Genomic DNA, 15,583 nt, shown 5'->3' with positions numbered 1-15,583 from the left:
CCGCTCGACTTGCATGTATTAGGCACGCCGCCAGCGTTCGTCCTGAGCCAGGATCAAACTCTCCATAATAGAAAGATTAATTGCTCATTGACTTGCTAGCGAGATTTTGCAATCTCAATTGTAGTCACTTGCGTGACTGAATTTGCTGATTTGCTTCATTCATTTGTTCAGTTTTCAAGGAGCTTTATTGCGTTACCGTTTAAAGCGTTAATGTATCGCTCTTGCGGTGACAAGAAGTAATATTATCAGGTTTCAAAACGAATTGCAAGCAGTTTTATTCATCCATTATCTTACATCTTCTCAAACCCCGTAGAAATGCCTTTTCGGCGCCATATATCCTTTTTTCCAAGCAGGTGAACGCCGCCAATCCAATCGTCAATTCCATTTAGATACAGATGATCCAACTCACATGTATGAACTAGTTTGCCCATGTCCGTCCTATGTAATCGCCATTTTTCAAATTGAGGCGGCAGTGCTTCGCTGTAACTAGGCAGCTTGTCCCCTCCAATAAGATGGACCAGCGGAACCTCACATTTGCGGATACTATCCACAATAGCCCAGAACTGCAAATCACCGAGGCCGTAATGACTGGCCGTTTGGCCTACACTTTTAAACAATGACAGAATCGGCATTTCCTCCTCCCCTATCAGCTCCAGAATAAGCTGCTGGTTGGCTGACAAGCCATTTTGAGAGGATGGGTAGCGTTCTGAATTGGCCTCAAGGGCTTTTTTTAGAAAAGGCAGTGCAGATAAATCCTCTTCCAATAATGTCTCCATAAGAAGGGGCTCAGAAGCTGAGTAAGCTGTCCAAACCTTGCAGGCCAAAAGAAGCTGGTCTTCATTAACAGGCAACCACTTATGGTTCAGTTGAGTAATTTGATCTTCATTTAGTTGTCCTAATCCATGAAAGAACTCAACGCCAGGAAATTGATTGATACTTAATAAAGATAGTTTAAAGGATCGATTAGGGAGAGCGAATAATCTCGATAGCAAATAACAAAGTATCAATTGGTCATATAAATCATGCTCAAACCACAGGACAACTTCGTCTACATCCTCCGCGAGCTTGTCCAGCGCTTTTTCCTGCTGTAGGGTAATGGACTTGAACATTCCCTCAGGAATGCCGTGCTGGCGATTCATATAGGCTGCCCTCATAGATAAAAGGACACTATCAGACATCTGCATGCCGATAGGTCCTTCATATAGTGACTCGCGCCATACCAATATGTCTCCATCGATATCTGAAGCACGCAGCTTATCTCCAAATGCGTCTCCATTCACAATATGAAGTTTATTCGGCATGGCACTGTCCCCTTATTTATGAATTTAAGCTTCACCTAAAAGCTGTAAAAGCTCCTGTTCATCCTCAATGATCCGAATTCCAAGTTCTTGCGCTTTCGTCAGCTTGCTTCCGGCGCTTTCCCCTGCGATCACGATGTCCGTTTTCTTAGAAACGCTGCCAGTAATCTTAGCTCCTAGCGCTTCCAGCTTCTTGGCACATTCGTCACGTCCCATGGTCGATAGCGTACCTGTGAGGACAATGGTTTTACCAAAGAACGGATTGTCAGGGCTAGCCAATACAACCGCAGGCTCTTCAGCTATTGGATTGACGCCAGCAGCGAGCATACGCTCAATACTGGACACCATTACAGGGTCACGGAAGAATGAGTAAATACTCTCAGCTACTATTCCGCCTACATCTGGAAGCCCGATTAGCTCCTCAGGCGTAGCCGCCATAATCTTCGTTAGGCTGCGATAGTAGTCTGCCAGCACCTTGGTCGTGGTTTTACCCGAGTTAGGAATGCCCAGGGCATAAAGGAACGAAGCTAGATCGCGCGATTTACTTTTTTCAAGGGCATCAAGCAGGTTGCGGGCCTTCTTCTCGCCAAAGCGATCGAGCTTGACGAGATCCTCGAATTGTAGGGTGTACAAATCCGCAGGATCACGGACATCCAGCTCTTGATGCAGCTGTGAGGCAGTCATTTCGCTGAAAAACTCAATATCCATCGCATCGCGCGAAGCAAAATGCGCCATACGCCCAACCAGCTGCGGACTGCAGCCGAGACGGTTCAAACAGAATAGATGCGCACCACGCATCTCAAGTTCACTGCCGCAGGAAGGACAATGCGTCGGAGCTACAATCTCCTCGCCGTCATTCTCCTCGGTTACTTTGCCGAGAATCTCAGGAATGACATCATTGGAGCGACGGATGTAGACGAGGCTGCCTAAAGCGTGCTTGAGGTTTTTGCGCTCAATGTCACCGACATTGTTGAGCGTGCAGTTCTGTACAGTTACGCCAGCGAGATCCACGGCTTCAACGCGGGCTAACGGTGTGATTTTGCCTGTGCGGCCAACTTCCCAAGATACACTTTGCAGGATCGTTGTCGCTTCTTCGGCTTCAAACTTATAGGCAATCGCCCAGCGAGGGAACTTCTCTGTGTAGCCGAGCACTTCTCTTGTGCGCATGTCCGTAATCTTAATGACACTTCCGTCAATCAGAAAATCAAAGCCAAGGCGCTCTTCGGCAATTTGCTCCAGCTCTGCACTTACTTCTTCAATTTTGCTGAAATAACGTGTGCGGTTGCTTACTTTAAAGTGGTTGTCACGAAGAAACTGAACCATATCGAAATGATTATCGAACTGGATGCCGTCTGAGTAACCCACATTATAGAAGAAAGCGTTCAGCTTACGCTCTGCCGTCACTTTGGGATTGAGATTGCGCAGTGCTCCTGCTGCAGCATTGCGGGCATTTTTGAGCGGATCCGTAGCAGTCTGATTGTACGCCTGGAGAACGGAGAGGAACATCATGCCCTCACCCTGCACTTCAATGGTTCCGTCCTTGTACGGGATCTCCAGCGGGATGGATTTGATCGTCTTGATCTGGGCTAAAATGCCCTCACCAACCGTACCGTTTCCTCGCGTGGAGGCTTGAACTAGCTCTCCTTGCTTATAGGTAAGGTTCAGCGTGAGCCCGTCGAACTTCAATTCCACCACATACGTCGGGTCTGGCAACGGGTTCTCAGGATTCTTGCTGTTGTAATCTGCAATTAACTTAAGTACACGTGTATGCCAAGTCTGCAGGTCTTCGGCATTTTGTGCTTTGTCCAAGCTCCAGAGTCGGGCCAGATGCTTGTGTGGATCAAAACCTTTGAGAATGTCGCCGCCCACGCGCTGAGTAGGAGAAGAAGGCAGGGTAATCCCTGTCTCCTTCTCCAACGCGGTCAATTTATTGTATAAAGCATCCCACTCGGCATCGGAAATCGCCGGTTCATCGAGCGTGTAGTAGTTATGGTTATGTTTGTTGATTTCTTGGATGAGGGTTTTCATTGCCGCGATGGCATCTGTCATTACGGGCTCTTCCTCTCTAATGGGTAATAGGGGGTTGGTGCGGCAAATAAAGGCGCAAAGCGGCTCCTATTCTTTCGTAATAGGAGCGAACTTCGCGAGCAGGCGCTTCAAGCCAACAGGCGCCGGGAAAGCAATTTGCAGCTCGGTATCATCACCCGAGCCTTTCACTGACACAACGGTGCCGATGCCCCACTTGCCATGCGACACTTTGTCGCTGGCTTTGTAGTCCGGCACCGCGCCGGCTGCGGCAGGCTGCGGAGCCCGGAACGCAGCCGGCTTCGCCCCGGCTGCAGGGCTTGGCGCAGCCGCGCCCGTACTAGGCCGTCCGAACGAGGACGGCGTGCCCCAAGCGGACGAGCCGGCGGAGCCGCGGCCCGCTTGTGAGGCAGTGGCGCTGCTGCCACTGCTGCCCCACGAGCTGGAGCTGGAGCGGCCAGCTCGCGAGAAGCCTCCGCCGATGGAGCCTCCCATCGAGACATTCTCCAGGAGCTCCTTCGGAATCTCCTGAAGGAATCTCGATGGCGCGTTCGCGGCGGTGCGGCCGAAGAGCGTGCGCATACGGGCGCACGTGAGGAAAAGCTCTTGCTCGGCGCGCGTGATGCCGACATAGGCCAAACGGCGCTCCTCTTCGAGCTCTTCGTTATCGGCGAAGGCACGGCTATGCGGGAAGACGCCTTCTTCCATCCCGATGATGAATACAACCGGGAACTCTAGACCTTTGGCACTGTGCATCGTCATGAGCACAACGGCGTCCTGCTCTTCCTCGCTTTTTTCTTTATCCAGCGTATCGATATCGGCGATAAGCGCCAAATCGGTTAGGAACGAAATGAGCGACTTGTCCTCGTTACGTTTCTCGAAGTCCATCGTCACGGACAGGAACTCCTCAATATTTTCGAGACGAGCCTTGGATTCAATCGTATTCTCGCGCTGCATTTCCAGACGGTACTGCGACATCTCCAGTATTTTCTCCGTAAGTTCAGTTACAGATAAGTATTCAACCATTCGGTTCAAGTTATCAATCATTTCGCGGAAATCGGCTAAAGCGTGCTTAGCCTTGGACGTGATCTCCAATGAATCGACTTCCTCCAGCATGGCATATAAGGAAATACCTCTTCGTCCCGCCATTTCGGCCACTCGGTCCATCGAGGTGTCACCAATGCCCCGCTTCGGCACGTTCACGATTCGGCTCAAGCTGATATCATCGTCCGGATTGGAGATGAGGCGCAGATACGCCAAAATATCCTTGATCTCTTTCCGATCGTAGAACTTTACGCCGCCAACAATGGTGTATTGGATATCGGATTTAATGAGAATTTCCTCAATCACCCGAGATTGTGCGTTCGTCCGGTACAAAATGGCGTGATGACCGAACTCTTTACCATTGGACTTATTTTTATTAATTTCACTCGTAACAAAATAGCCTTCTTCGTGCTCGGAATCAGCTTGAAACAGCTTAATCCTTACGCCGCCTTCTTTATCCGTCCATAAGTTTTTGGGCTTACGGCCCGTATTATTGGCAATGACCTTATTGGCAGCCTGCAAAATATTAGAAGTGGAGCGATAATTTTGCTCCAATAAAATAGCGGTAGCATTCGGATAATCTTTTTCAAAATTAAGGATATTCGATATGTCAGCTCCACGCCAACGGTAAATGGATTGATCACTGTCACCCACAACGCAAATGCGCTTATGTTTGGCCGCAATCATTTGACACAGCATGTACTGCGCCCTGTTCGTATCCTGATACTCATCAACATGAATATATTGAAATTTATTTTGATAAAACTCCAGAACCTCTGGAACTTCATTAAACAAATGAATGGTTGCCATAATTAAATCATCAAAATCCAGGGAATTGTTGCTTCTAAGCTTCTTCTGATAAAGCGTATAGATTTTCGAGGTCAATCCGTCGAAGTAGTCACCGATTTTATCTTCAAATTGTTTAGGAGAGATGAGTTCATTTTTGGCTGTAGAAATGGCCGCTTGAAAGGTCTTAGGTTCGTATTTCTTGGTATCAATGTTCAGTTCTTTGCAGCACGTTTTGATGACGGATAACTGATCACCGGAATCTAGAATGGTAAAATTAGAGGTGAAGCCGATGCGTGAAATATCTCTGCGCAGCATGCGCACACACATGGAGTGAAACGTGGAAACCCAAATATCATTCCCACTGCCGCCAACCAGCTTGCCAACGCGGTCCTGCATCTCACGTGCCGCTTTATTCGTAAATGTTAGGGCCAAAATGCTCCATGGTGCCGCTTTACGCGTGCCAATCAAGTAAGCAATACGATGCGTCAGCACTCGTGTCTTCCCGCTTCCCGCTCCAGCCATAATCAGAAGTGGGCCGTCGACAGCTTCAACTGCTTTGCGCTGCTCGGGGTTCAACCTTTTTATCGCATCTAAAATATTGACTGTCTCGTTCATAAGTTACCTTCCTGTTCTATCAAAGTTCACGGTCTGAAGCGCCTGCTCCAGATCACTATAAATAATGTTACCGACGACGATGGTATCTGCGACCTCCGCTGCTTGCTGCGCTTTATCTAGGCTGTCAATGCCTCCGCCATAGAATAAACGGGCATTCTCCAGCACTTGTCGCGTCCGCCTTACCAGCTCCATATCACCAAACGCACCGCTATATTCCAAGTAAACAATAGACATGTGAAATAGCTTGTCCGCCATGCGAGCGTACGCCGCAACATCCTTGACGTCCAAGTTCGTACGAGCCGAGGTTAACTTCGCCGCTGTAGCTTCGCTATTCAGAATAATATAGCCTTCGGCTATGATCTCGTCCCAGTTAAGCATAGAGCCATATTCCTTCAACGCCTCATGATGCTGCCCAACGATCCATTTCGGATCATCCGCATTCACCACAACCGGAATTAAGAATAAATCGAACCCTGGAACGATAGCCTCATGATTGGATATCTCAAGCACACAGGGCACCTCATATTGGCGAATGCGAGATAGAAGATCTACCGTGTTATCGAAAGTCACCCCAGTTGAGCCACCCACCATGATCGCATCCGTCCCAGACTGGCAAAGCCGATCGAGCGCTTCATCTGAGATGTACCGATCTGGGTCAAGCTTAAAAACATGCTTCCACTTACGTATATCGACGATCAATTGTTTCCCTCCGATTAGGCGGCAATACTGCCATACTATCAACAGTCTATGCTACGTATTCGGGTGTGTCAAATGACAAAAGACGGGCTAAGCGCCCGCCTTTTCAAGGAATATGTACATAATGTTATCTGATCTACGCCCAAGCTTGATTTCTGGCTAAATACGCACAAATGTTCCCAATTATTTTACTTCAATATTAAGAATTTTCTCTACATTGATATCCTTATGATCATTTTGCTGAAGCTCGAGTCTGATCTCATGTTTACCTGCCGCTAGATTCGTTAGGGTTAACGGACCCGTTTTACCAATCATCGCTTTCTGCTTACCGTCCACGTACAAATGTAAATGTCCTTCACCCTGTACGGCTTTCTGATCCATATGATCCGCTATCTGGAAATTACTAGTCTGATACGTGATCGTAACGTTTCTGCCATCTACTTTATAATCGGCATCAATGGCTGGCTTAGCGCCCGAGGCTACCGTCTTCACACTGCTTTCCGTCTTCCCTTGAGCCACTGTAGTCGCTGCCTTGGTGTCCTTCAAGCCTGCTGCACCGCTACTGGCAACTTCCTCTTTGGAACCACATGCTGTTGTTAATGCTCCTAGTACAATTAAAGTAGCTGCGCCGTAAATCCACGTTTTTCTCATCAGCATTAGCACCCTTCTCCCATAAGTTTGGACATCCTATGTTCCTTATATATGAGTGACAAGCTGGTTCCATACCATGATTATGAGAAAAGTGGGACAAATTAAAAAATAAACATATTAGGAGCGATGGAATGTTTGATAAAAAAAGACGCCCTTTAGCTAGAAGCTAGGACGTCTTGGTCTTGAGGGAACGATGAGATTTAGAAGCTATATTTACTTCCCTCATGTTGTTGTTTACTAAGGTAAGAGCTTTCCCCTGCAGTTGAAGTATGGGAACCTGCTTGACTGCGGGAAGCGTTGGCGGAACTTGCTGATTTGCTAGTTATGCCAGCATTTTCAGATGTGCTGTATCCAGATGATGCAGCATAACCCTGAGATTGACCGTAGCCAGTTTGTCCATAATTCTGATCTTGAAAATTTTGTCCTTGCTGGTTGCTAATATAGGCTTGCTGTTGAGTTGTCTGATTTGGTGAAGACTGTGTGTGGGTTGAATAGCCTTGCCCTTGATTACTGTACACCGCATTCGGATATTGGGAGGCACTAATCATGGGTTGGATAGGTGTCTGTGTTTGATATAAAGCAGCAATCTGGTTCTGTACTTGACTCTGCTGCTGATGTTGCTGTTGCTGGGCGATAGGCATCTGGTCTTGCTGCTGATAGCTCGCCATATTGGTTTGACTCAAATTTTGTTGTACAAAGGACTGCAGCTGAGCTGCGGTCTGGCTTTGTTTCTGCAGCTCCTGCCCAATTTGCTGCTGAGGAGCAGCTTGAATCTCATATTCGCCAAGCTTCTGAATTTCCTGAAATACGGCAGCTTGATCCTGCAGTGTCTTTTGCAATAACGACTGGAAGGCCTGCCTGATCTGTGGATTAGCGGCTTCCAAAGCGGCGGTCGTATATTCACGAGCACAACGTTTCAACTCGTTTAAAACAAAATTTGCAAGGTCCTCGTCCTTTAATTGTACTTGTTGCTGATGAGACTGCTGCTGTTGTTGATAAGGGTTTTGCTGATACATGGCTTCTTGCACCTCCTATAATGTACGAATTAATGGGTAATGCCTGATTGCTGCTGTAGGGTGTTGATGAGGACGCTAATGTTTTGCAGACGCTCCTGCGAAAGTTGAGACAAGGTTTGTTTCAAGGATTGACTCTGGCTGTTCACCGCACCTTGAACACAAAGCTTTGTTAACAGCTCTTCATTTTTCAGCGTGTCGGCTACATACAAAAGCTCTTTACCTGAAATAGGATGGTTCCCTTGATTGCTATACATGTGAATGTTACCTCCTTTCCATTCCTTTTTTGTAGGTTTCCCAAATTATTCCGTTTTATGTGTCATTGGAAAAAAAAGTTAAACGAAATTTTGAGAAACTATGGTCCCCAACTGCTGCAGCTGTTGCAAAGGTTGTACATCGTAGAACATTATTTATGCAAATTCGTAAAACTTTACCGATTGTTGCAAGAAATACAACATTTCCGGCCCAAAGTGGACGTTTTGAACGAAATAGGGTTAAATTCTTGTACAAAATACAACCTATTCAGATTGATGGGGCGAAACTAAGGAAATTGTTGCACTCCGTACAACTTTGGACTTCTCACTGGGAAGAAAAGAAGAAGGTAGGTGCGGAAGGAGAACAACAAAAAAGAAAATAAAAGGAAAGAAGTAAGAATGAAGAAGTAGTAGTAAATAGAAAGTAGAAAGTAGAAAGTAGTAGAAAATGAAAAAACTGCCCCCACAGCACAATAGCTGTAGAGAGCAGTTTTCCTGTTAAGAGGCAGGCTGAGCCGGTTTGCCGGCATAGGCATCCGCCAATTTCTGTATATCTGCGGCTGTAAGCAGGTACGCCCACTGTCCGCCTTGCTTAGCCATCCAAACTTGATCTTGGCTTAGCTTGCCTTCATAGATCTCTGTGACTTCTTTGCCATCAACAGACAAGCCTAGCTCTACTTTGAGCTCACCGCCCGCAGTTGGCTTCTGAGCTGCTGGCTGCGGAAGTTCAGCGCTGCGAAGGAAGATCAGCTCATCCAACAGCGGATTCGCCTCCGTGCCTTTCAGCTCTTTATCACCAAGCTTCCAGTTCGCCTCGGCAGCCACCTTGTCTTTGTCTGTTTTGGTAAGCGTCCAAGTCTGACCTTTCCACGTTAGCTTTACGCTTTGCACCTTATCGCTTTCGAATTGGACTGGGCTGGCATCAGCAAAGTCTACCGGTGCTTTGCTGAGGGCAGAGAGCGTCTGATCGCTCACCTGATACACAGCAGGAGCTCCCTCCACCTGAACATAGGAGAAGCCTTCAATAGGAAGAGCTGTACCCACCAACAGTCCTTTCTTTGAGCCGTCTTTTAACGTAACTTCATAAGTTCCAAGCGGCTTATCTAACCCATAGTTGGATAGATTACTTACCTGATCTTCAACTAGTTTCGTTGATGTCACCAAACCGAGGGCATCCAACCACGAACCTACTTGATTCGTATTAATCGGCGCTGCTGCCGGGTTTTTCATCTCCCAGCCACTGCCACTCCGGGCTAATTCAATCTGCTGTGCCTCTGTTTTTACATGGATGGACTGCACTTCTTCTTGTTTGAGTGTGATGAGCGATTTCGGTTCATCTTTTTTCTCTTGAAAGAAGTCTTTGCTCGAAGCGTACCAAAAACCGCCGATACAAATAACGACTAACAGAATCGTAGGAATAAACCGTTTCATCCTCGTCTCCTCCTCCACCAAATCAAGCCGCCAATGACTAGGAACAAGAGCGGTAAGAACACGATCGTTACGAGGAAAATGGTATTCGCTTGGCTAGGCGTAATCATCGCTTGTTGGAACGCATCCCCTTGACGCGGACGGATCGTGATCTGATCCTTCTGTTCCTGCAGCCAGCCGATACTGTTCAGAGCAAAATCCTTATTACCTTGATTCTGAATATCTTCATCCAGTACGAATGTCGATCCCCCTAGAATAACAGCTTTAGGCTTGTTATCCTTGCCCGCAATCGCGTAACCCAGATTGAGCGGTCCTTTGACATCTGTCGCATCCTGCTTGGTCTTGGATTGCGCAAGAAGGTTAATATCTGTTTCCCCGTAAGCTTTGTCTGTTGTTTTCAAAAGCAGAGACTGCGTGTAGTCTGGCGCACTTTCATCCGCATTCAAACTTACAGCCAGCGACAACATCGTAATTAAATTATTGCTGGACAGCTTGTTGGTAATGTCATGGGGTCCATACTCCGGAATAATCGTCAGCGGATCATAGAGCGACGTTTGTTTCGGTTCAATTGCAATCGCATGTTGATCCTGAATGCCGTATGTTTTCATGATCGCATCGATGTTTTTCCACTTGGTCGCCATATCTTTATTGAAGCCTAACGCCATATAAATCTTGCCTTTATCCTTCAAATAAGCCTCTATCAGCGCCGCTTCTTTATCATTCAAGTCATTTTGCGGGCCAAGCAGCATGAGCATCTGCGCATCGTCCGGTATTTTGCCCTCAACGAACAGATTAAGGTCCTTCACAACATAATTAGCGGCTTCCAGACTGCTTTTCAAAATGGTCATGGCATTCAGTGGATATTCCTGATGACCGGAAAGCAGATAAACCGTGTGCTTCTCTGTGGACGTGAGGCTCTTAATGGCCTGGGTAAATTTCTCTTCCCCTGAGAACGTGTAGGAACCGTCCTGTTGGCCGACAAACAATTCATAGAAATTGATATTCTGCTTTTTAGAACCCATCTCAAAAATAATCGTTCCGCCTTGATCGACACCATACTGCTTGGCCATCGAAGGCTGTTTCAGCATATCGTATTCATCATACGTAATCTTGCCGCTTTGCTTCTTGTATTCAGTCACCATATCGGTGACTTGTCGCGTTACAAAACCGTTGTTGTCCCCACTATTCGTAAAGGCAACGATGTGAATATCTTGGTTTAAGCTTTTGAGTGTGGCAACTGTTTGCTCGGAGAGCGTAAAGCTCTTATTTTTCGTCAAATCGACCTGAAAGCCTTTCAGCGAGTGAAGGAAGATGGTCAAAATGATGAAAATGCCGATAACGGCGATCGATAAAACAGTCGCATTAGTTCCCCGTATCCACTTATTCATCCCGCTCACCTCCAACGCTTTCTTTCAAGGACTTGTATGCAAAGAACCAGGAACACAGCTGTCAATGTGATATAAAAGAGGATGTCTCCGCCGTGCAGGACGCCTTTTTGTAAGTTTGTCAGATGGCTCGTCAATGAGAATTGAGCGACATAATCCTTCAGCTTGCCTGTCATACTGCCGCTTACCCAATCAAGCAGCCATAACATAAGCAAAATAACGAAGCCTGAAATACCGGCAACCATCTGGTTGTTAGACAAACTGGAAGCGAACAAGCCAATGGCCATCATCGCGCATCCTAACAAGAACATACTTAGATAAGACAGCCACATTACAGGCTTATCTAACGTTCCGAAGGCAGACATAATAAGTGGATAGATCAAGCTGATCCCCACTAGCCCCACTTGTACAATAAAAGCAGATAAATATTTACCAAGCACGATTTCACCAATACCTGCAGGTGAAGTCAGAAGCAGCTCATCAGTCCCTTGACGGAACTCATCTGCGATGAGACGCATCGTTAAAAGCGGGATGATAAATAGGTACACGAATGTGGTATTTCCAACAACGGAACGCGCATCTACAATCGGCGGCTGGCCGTTAACGAAGTTGATGTAGAAGAAGAAGCTCGATAGCAGCACATAGAAAGCGAATGCCACGTAAGCAACAGGCGAAAAGAAATACATTTGCAGCTCTTTCGAGCAAATTGCCCAGACTCTACGCATCGGTGTCTACCTCCTCCTTCGGAGTGCTGTCGACTTCGGTAGGCTCATCCGTCGTCAACTTGAGGAAGATATCCTCTAAGCTAAGGCTTTCCCGCTTCATCTCTAGGATCGGGTAGCCTGCGCCTGCCAGGCGGAAGAACAGCGCCTCGCGGATATCGGAGCGATCCGCGGAGGTGACGAGCAGCTTCACGGTTTCGGCTGCTGGCAGATCTGTGAGCGCTGCTTCTGTTGAAGCTTCATCGGTAATGAACACATCCTGCGCAGCAGGCGCAGCGATAGTTGCAGCGTCGCTAAGCGCGTCGACTTCTTTCACTTCTGCGACCGCCTCTAGGCTGCGCAGCTCGGTCAAGATCCGCTCGCGAGGTCCCTTGACCTCGAGCGACACCTCGAACGTCTCGCCCATCGTGCGGCCGAGGTGCTCAGGGCGCTCGTCGAGAACGACGCGGCCTTGGTTAATGATGAGAACGCGGTTGCAAATCGCGTTAATTTCCGGGAGAATGTGCGTGCTCAGCAGCACCGTATGGTTCTCTCCCAGCTCATGAATCAGCTGGCGAATCTCGATGATCTGCTTCGGATCGAGGCCGGACGTGGGCTCGTCCAGAATCAGCAGATCCGGTTGGTGCAAAATCGCTTGCGCGAGGCCCAAACGCTGCTTGTAGCCCTTAGACAAGGAGCGGATGATTTGCTTCTCGCGGCCTTGCAGACCTAGCTTGTCGATCGCTTCGCCGACACGCAGCTTCTGCTCCCGTGCAGGCACATCGCGAAGATTTGCGATAAATCGTAAATAAGCTTGCACCGTCATCTCGGGATAGAGAGGCGGCGTTTCGGGTAAGTAGCCGATTTTGCGGCGTGCTTTCTTCGGGTTATCAGCCATGGAGTGACCATCCACCCATATTTGACCATGCGTAGGGTTCAAATAACCCGTAATCATGCGCATCGTCGTTGTTTTGCCAGCACCGTTCGGCCCCAAGAAGCCAACGATCTCACCGCGCTGCATCGAGAAATCGATGTTGTGTACGCCGCGATCATTTTCGTACAGCTTGCTGACTTGTTTGACCTCAAGCATCCAAGATCCCCCATTTCTACTCGTTCATATAACCATCATCACTATACCCGTGGAACAATAAACCAACCTTAAGCAAATCTGAAAAATAGATTAAAAATTTGTGTCTGAATTGTGAACAAACGAGATGAGGGAGATGATGGGGGGGCTATATCGTCGAATGCTAAAGCAAGCTGAAATATGTAATAAGTAATAGAACTCCCTAGCTGCAAGGGAGTTCTATTACTTGTGGCATCATGGCAAGGATTAAATGGTAGCCTAAAAACCTAACATTTTAGAAATCTTTTCAAGTAGTCGTTGCTGCGATGTCAATTGTTGAGATATGTCATCATATCGTTTGTTTAGTGATTCCGCAGTAGCAAGCATTTCACTTCGGATTTCTTGTTCCAACCTTTCACTTACCTTTTGCGTGTGAAGATGAATCAAATTGCGAAGGTCCTTTACATCCTCCGAAACGCCTTCATATTTTTGATTCAGTAACTCCGTTGTGGCAGTAAGTATTTCACCTTTGGGATCTTGCTCTGGAGCTTCAGTTACCTTTTGTTGAACGCTTTGGATCGCATTCTGCAACCCTGTTACTTCTGTAGAAACACCCTCAATTTGCCTATTCAGTAATTCTAGTGTAGCAGCAACTTCACTTCTAATGCCCTGTTCGAACTCATTAGCTGCCTCTTGCGCTTGGAGATGAATCTCATTTCGCAGGTACTTTACATCCTTTGAAACACCTTCATATCGTTGGTTCAGTAACTCCGTTGTGGCAGTAAGTATTTCACCTTTGAGATCTTGCTCCGAAACTTCAGTTACCTTTTGCTGAACGGTTTCGATCACGTTTCGCAGTACCGTTACTTCTTCAGATATGGTGCCGTAGCGTTTGTCTAGTGATTCTGCAGTAGCATTTACTTCACTTCGAATTTCTTGTTCCAACTTTTCACTTACCTTTTGCGTGTGGAGATGAATCTCATTTCGCAGGTACTTTACATCCTTTGAAACACCTTCATATCTATGGTTCAGTAACTCCGTTGTGGCAGTAAGTATTTCACCTTTAAGATCTTGCTCCGAAACTTCCGTTACTTTTTGCTGAACGTTTTGGATCACTTTCTTCAGCCCTATTACTTCTTCAGATATGGTGTCATAGCGTTTGTCTAACGATGCTGCAGTAGTATCTACTTCACTTCGGATTTCTTGTTCCAACCTCTCACTTACCTTTTGCGTGTGGTGATGAATCTCACTTCGCAGGTTCTTTACATCCTTTGAAACACCTTCGTAACGTTGGTTCAGCAACTCCGTTGTGGCAGTAAGTATTTCACCTTTGAGATCTTGCTCCGAAACTTTTGTTACCTTTTGCTGAACGTTTTGGATAACATTCTTCAGCCCTAATATTTCCTCAGATATGGTGTCATAGCGTTTGTATAGCGATTCTGCAGAAGCATTTACTTCACTTCGGATTTCTTGTTCCAACTTTTCACTTACCTTTTGCGTTTTGAGATGAATCTCATTTCGCAGATTCTTTACATCCTCCGAAACGCCTTCATATCGTTGGTTCAATAACTCCGTTGTGGCAGTAAGTATTTCACCTTTGAGATCTTGCTCCGAGACTTCAGTTACCTTTTGCTGAACGGTTTGGATCACATTCTTTTGCCCTATTACTTCTACAGATACACCCTCAATTTGTCTGTGTAGTAATTCTAGCGTAGTAGTAACCTCACTTCTAATGTCCTGCTCGAATAAATCAGCTACATATTGAGTTAGAATCTGGATCACGTTTCGCAGTTCCGACATTTCTTCAGAAACGTTTGAAACTTCGTCAACCTTTTGCCTGAGCGTATGGATGATGTTACTAAGTTCCGCGACTTCATTACTTAATTGAACGAAATGAGAGTTTGGGTGACCCATCATAGGTGACAAAAGCCCGCCAACTGCTATAGATGATATACCTGCCTTTTGATTCAAGTCGTCTATATGTTCCTTTAAATTCCTTGGGGATTTATTCGCTTCTATTTTTTGCGTAAGGAGCTTTACCCTGTTACTTAATTCCATTGTTTCTTTACTTAATTGCAAGTTGGAGTTGTTCATAACTGGAAGTAGGATTGATTCGTCTACGGAAGGAGGTACATTGGCATTGGAGTCAGGAACAATAGCAGCTGTAGGAGGTAATGATTCTTCATCATTGAGTGCAATAATAGCCTTCTGACGCATTTCCTGTAAATGTTCTTTTATAAATTTAGGCGATTTATTGGCATCGCTCAACTTGGATATGATCTCAAAAGTTTCGATGGCTTCTTCTGTGTACCTTTGGGATCCGCCAAAAGCTTTAGTCGGAAGAAATTCGCGATAATAATTTGTCCATCCCCTTACAACTTCTCGTGTTTTTCCGATTTTACCAGCGATCTCGGTGAACTTATATGTCCTTTTCATTGTTATCTATCGTCATCCTTTCTTCTTATGTCCATTAGGCTTAGGCATCAGTTGTAACATATTATTCAGGACATCAAACAAGTGACAACAAATGAAGGAAACATTTAAGAGTCCGCTTTTCCTTACCTTCGAGAGAACAACAAAAAACCCAGTACCTATGCGGCACTGAGTCTGTTTTATTA

At 46.4% G+C, this 15,583-nt stretch carries 13 protein-coding genes and 1 rRNA gene; 1 reads left to right on the top strand and 13 read right to left on the bottom strand.

Annotated elements, in window-relative coordinates:
- From ASG85_RS21660 to ASG85_RS21625, 8 genes are all read right to left on the bottom strand, one after another.
- Positions 1-69 (bottom strand): 16S ribosomal RNA (locus ASG85_RS21660); the annotation flags it as partial.
- A gap of 221 nt (positions 70-290) precedes the next feature.
- Positions 291-1,301, bottom strand: a complete 1,011-nt coding sequence (locus ASG85_RS21655) for a DUF1835 domain-containing protein (protein WP_057303249.1) — start codon at positions 1,299-1,301, stop codon at positions 291-293.
- A 24-nt stretch (positions 1,302-1,325) separates the two neighbouring features.
- Entirely contained in the window at positions 1,326-3,347 is a 2,022-nt protein-coding gene (gene ligA / locus ASG85_RS21650) for an NAD-dependent DNA ligase LigA (RefSeq protein ID WP_060647733.1), read from the bottom strand.
- Positions 3,348-3,413: 66 nt separating this feature from the next.
- Positions 3,414-5,771, bottom strand: a complete 2,358-nt coding sequence (pcrA, locus tag ASG85_RS21645; protein ID WP_060647732.1) for a DNA helicase PcrA — start codon at positions 5,769-5,771, stop codon at positions 3,414-3,416.
- A gap of 3 nt (positions 5,772-5,774) precedes the next feature.
- Positions 5,775-6,470: a heptaprenylglyceryl phosphate synthase gene (locus ASG85_RS21640; protein ID WP_060647731.1), complete on the bottom strand. Its 696-nt coding sequence runs from the start codon at positions 6,468-6,470 to the stop codon at positions 5,775-5,777.
- A gap of 180 nt (positions 6,471-6,650) precedes the next feature.
- Positions 6,651-7,124, bottom strand: a complete 474-nt coding sequence (locus ASG85_RS21635) for a DUF6130 family protein (protein WP_057303253.1) — start codon at positions 7,122-7,124, stop codon at positions 6,651-6,653.
- Between the two features lie 194 nt (positions 7,125-7,318).
- Positions 7,319-8,134 carry a spore coat protein gene (locus ASG85_RS21630; protein WP_060647730.1) on the bottom strand — a complete coding sequence of 272 codons (816 nt, stop codon included), beginning with the start codon at positions 8,132-8,134 and terminating at the stop codon, positions 7,319-7,321.
- A gap of 29 nt (positions 8,135-8,163) precedes the next feature.
- Positions 8,164-8,388 carry a hypothetical protein gene (locus ASG85_RS21625; RefSeq protein ID WP_057303255.1) on the bottom strand — a complete coding sequence of 75 codons (225 nt, stop codon included), beginning with the start codon at positions 8,386-8,388 and terminating at the stop codon, positions 8,164-8,166.
- A gap of 65 nt (positions 8,389-8,453) precedes the next feature.
- On the opposite strand from ASG85_RS21625, the gene ASG85_RS21620 reads away from it, so the two are divergent.
- Positions 8,454-8,768 carry a hypothetical protein gene (locus tag ASG85_RS21620; RefSeq protein ID WP_060647729.1) on the top strand — a complete coding sequence of 105 codons (315 nt, stop codon included), beginning with the start codon at positions 8,454-8,456 and terminating at the stop codon, positions 8,766-8,768.
- A 115-nt stretch (positions 8,769-8,883) separates the two neighbouring features.
- Here ASG85_RS21620 and ASG85_RS21615 read toward each other — a convergent pair whose 3' ends face one another.
- From ASG85_RS21615 to ASG85_RS21595, 5 genes are all read right to left on the bottom strand, one after another.
- A complete protein-coding gene (locus ASG85_RS21615) occupies positions 8,884-9,816 on the bottom strand; it encodes a DUF4340 domain-containing protein (protein WP_060647728.1) in 933 nt (310 codons plus the stop codon).
- On the bottom strand, positions 9,813-11,201 hold the full coding sequence (locus ASG85_RS21610; protein ID WP_060647727.1) for a GldG family protein: 1,389 nt from the start codon (positions 11,199-11,201) through the stop codon (positions 9,813-9,815). The genes ASG85_RS21615 and ASG85_RS21610 overlap by 4 nt, the downstream gene beginning before the upstream one ends.
- A gap of 5 nt (positions 11,202-11,206) precedes the next feature.
- The gene (locus ASG85_RS21605) at positions 11,207-11,923 is read right to left on the bottom strand and encodes an ABC transporter permease subunit (protein ID WP_047685542.1); all 717 of its coding nucleotides are present in this window, start codon (positions 11,921-11,923) and stop codon (positions 11,207-11,209) included.
- A complete protein-coding gene (locus ASG85_RS21600; protein WP_060647726.1) occupies positions 11,916-12,989 on the bottom strand; it encodes an ABC transporter ATP-binding protein in 1,074 nt (357 codons plus the stop codon). The genes ASG85_RS21605 and ASG85_RS21600 overlap by 8 nt, the downstream gene beginning before the upstream one ends.
- A 255-nt stretch (positions 12,990-13,244) precedes the next feature.
- Complete coding sequence (locus ASG85_RS21595) at positions 13,245-15,401, bottom strand: hypothetical protein (RefSeq protein ID WP_060647725.1); 2,157 nt, start codon at positions 15,399-15,401, stop codon at positions 13,245-13,247.
- Positions 15,402-15,583 lie beyond the last annotated feature (182 nt).

The organism is Paenibacillus sp. Soil724D2 (genome assembly GCF_001427935.1).
Lineage (GTDB): Bacteria > Bacillota > Bacilli > Paenibacillales > NBRC-103111 > Paenibacillus_E.
The sequence above is the reverse complement of the archived record's forward strand: the minus strand, read 5'-3'. Positions and strand labels throughout refer to the sequence as shown.